Annotated in this window: 4 protein-coding genes; 3 read left to right on the top strand and 1 reads right to left on the bottom strand. The window is 63.5% G+C overall.

Annotated elements, in window-relative coordinates; translation table 11 throughout:
- Positions 1-718 (bottom strand): AAA family ATPase (locus tag RMO57_RS16730; RefSeq protein ID WP_310388529.1); only part of this gene is annotated, 718 nt, incomplete at its 3' end.
- Between the two features lie 103 nt (positions 719-821).
- Between RMO57_RS16730 and RMO57_RS16725 the strand changes: the two genes are divergently transcribed.
- The 3 genes from RMO57_RS16725 to RMO57_RS16715 all read left to right on the top strand — a co-directional run bounded on the left by RMO57_RS16725 (position 822) and on the right by RMO57_RS16715 (position 2,151).
- Entirely contained in the window at positions 822-1,064 is a 243-nt protein-coding gene (locus tag RMO57_RS16725) for a hypothetical protein (protein ID WP_310388528.1), read from the top strand.
- A 105-nt stretch (positions 1,065-1,169) separates the two neighbouring features.
- Positions 1,170-1,334, top strand: coding sequence for a hypothetical protein (locus RMO57_RS16720; RefSeq protein ID WP_310388526.1), 165 nt, complete (start codon positions 1,170-1,172; stop codon positions 1,332-1,334).
- Positions 1,335-1,521: 187 nt separating this feature from the next.
- Positions 1,522-2,151 carry a LysE family transporter gene (locus RMO57_RS16715; protein WP_310388524.1) on the top strand — a complete coding sequence of 210 codons (630 nt, stop codon included), beginning with the start codon at positions 1,522-1,524 and terminating at the stop codon, positions 2,149-2,151.
- The last annotated feature ends 36 nt before the right edge of the window (positions 2,152-2,187 follow it).

Raw genomic sequence — 2,187 nt, 5'->3', positions numbered from 1 at the left:
CAGGAAGACAAGAAAGAGGATCATGACGTCCTGCGGCCAGAGTTTTCGAGAGTAGAGAATTGCCCACGGCGCCGTGGCCGACCAAGACGATGGCGCAGCCGCTGGACTTGGCGGTGCGGGTCAGCTGGGCCGCGCATTCGCGCACTTGGGCGACCGAGCCGGGCGCCGAGCTGAGATGCTCGGAGTACAGCGTTTGGATCGAGTCGATGACGCAAAAGGCCGGCTTCTCAATCTCCAAGGTGGCGAGGATTTTCTCCAGGCTGATCTCGGCCAGCACGCGCACGCGGGTGCCGGCCAGCCCCAGGCGGCGCGAGCGCATCGCGATCTGCGCACCCGATTCTTCGCCGGTCACGTACAAGACCGGCAGCTTGTGGGACAGATCGTCGATCGCCTGCAAGAGCAGCGTCGACTTGCCGATGCCGGGGTCGCCGCCGATCAAGACCACGCCGCCGGCGACGATGCCGCCGCCCAAGACGCGGTCCAGCTCCTCCTGGCCGGTGGGCGTGCGCTCGAAGTCGGTGGCTTCGATCTCGCTCAGCGTGGCGACCGGCTGGCTTTTGGCCAAGGCCTGATAGCGGTTGTTTTTGCCGCTGCCGGGCAGTTCGGCAATGCCCTCAATCAGCGTATTCCAGGCGCCACAGGCCGGGCATTTGCCCAGCCATTTAGGGCTCACGCCGCCACAATCGCTGCAGGTATAAATCGACTTTTCTTTGGCCATGGCAGGGATTGTCCCCGCAAGTGGGGCTTTAGGTTTTGAGCCAAACTGCCGTTGGTCCCGGGTCTGTCTACAGGGATCAAAAAAATGAATACAGCAACACCCGATGTGCAGGCCACTGAAGCCGTGGAGCCTGCCGAGCAGGACGCCGAAGACAAGGCCGCTGCCGAGCAAGGCCGACTTTGCCTCGATGAAGGATTCGGTGCGCTTGATGCGAAACAAGGCGGCCTGTTACCGCTCGGCCGGTGGCGGCAATACCACCAGCTTGCAGCGCGCGGAGGCGCTGATGGGTTTTCAGACCGTCGGCATGATGGCCAATTTATTGATGCAACCGCAACAAGCAGCTTGAATGCGGCTATCTTTCTGCACCAACATCAGCTCGCGCATCGGCCGGCCGGCGCTGTAAATCAAGACCGCGGCGCACCAGGTTTACGAGCAGTCCCGCGGCAGTGCCATGGCGGCCTCGCTGATCAAGGAATTCGGCATGTACCCGCCGGGCGATTTGCTGCGCCTGGCCAATGGCGATCTGACGGTGGTGGTGCTGCGGCGCGGCGCCAGCCTGCAATGCCCGCTGGTGATGGCGCTGGCCGATAGCAGGGGCAGCTCAAGTCGCAGCTGATTCGCTATGACACCACGCAGCGCGAGTAAGCGGTGGTCGGTGTGGAGGCCGACAAGAGCTGGATGGCGCAGGTGCCGAGTGAGCGGCTTTACGGCCTCTACGGCATGCATGGGCTGGATGCCTTGAACCCCAGCCATTGAGCCGTGCTACAAAGGCCGCTGGATGGCTAGTTTTGGAGTGTGTGACGATGGAATTTTCAACTTGGCTTGCCTTCTTCGCCGCCTCCTGGGCCATCAGCCTGTCACCCGGCGCCGGTGCCATCGCGGCGATGAGCTCGGGCCTGAACCATGGCTTCAGGCGCGGCTACTTCACCACGTTTGGGCTGATCCTGGGCATCCTGACCCAGATCCTGCTGGTCGGCGCCGGCCTGGGCGCCCTGATCGCCACCTCCAGCATCGGCTTCGCCGTGGTCAAGTACTTGGGCGTCGCCTACCTGGTCTATTTGGGCGTGCAGCAGTGGCGGGCGCCGGCCACGCCGATGGTCGCCAGCAATAGCAATGCCGCGCTGGTCACGCGCCGGCAACTGGTCTTGCGCGGCTGGGGCATCAACGCCGTCAACCCCAAGGGCACGGTGTTTTTGCTGGCGGTGGTGCCGCAGTTCCTCGACCTGAAGGCCGACCTGACGCAGCAGTATCTGGTCATTGCCGCGACGCTGGGCTTCACCGATCTGGTGGTGATGGCTGGCTACACGGCGCTGGCCGCCAAGGTCTTGTCGGCGCTGCGCTCCAGCCATCACATCAAGATCATGAATCGGACTTTCGGCGCGCTGTTCATCGCCGCCGGAGCGCTGCTGGCGTCGTTCAAGCGCAGCGTTTGATCACGCGGTTTGCGGGGAGTGCGGCCAAGGCTTAGG

This window comes from Roseateles sp. (assembly GCF_031397715.1).
GTDB lineage: Bacteria > Pseudomonadota > Gammaproteobacteria > Burkholderiales > Burkholderiaceae_C > Paucibacter_A.
The sequence above is the reverse complement of the archived record's forward strand: the minus strand, read 5'-3'. Positions and strand labels throughout refer to the sequence as shown.

What these genes read in the sequence shown, in the direction of transcription:
- RMO57_RS16725 (WP_310388528.1), top strand. Translation starts at nt 822, where the DNA reads ATGTGCAGGCCACTGAAGCCGTGGAGCCTGCCGAGCAGGACGCCGAAG.
- RMO57_RS16715 (WP_310388524.1), top strand. Translation starts at nt 1,522, where the DNA reads ATGGAATTTTCAACTTGGCTTGCCTTCTTCGCCGCCTCCTGGGCCATC.
- RMO57_RS16720 (WP_310388526.1), top strand. Translation starts at nt 1,170, where the DNA reads ATGGCGGCCTCGCTGATCAAGGAATTCGGCATGTACCCGCCGGGCGAT.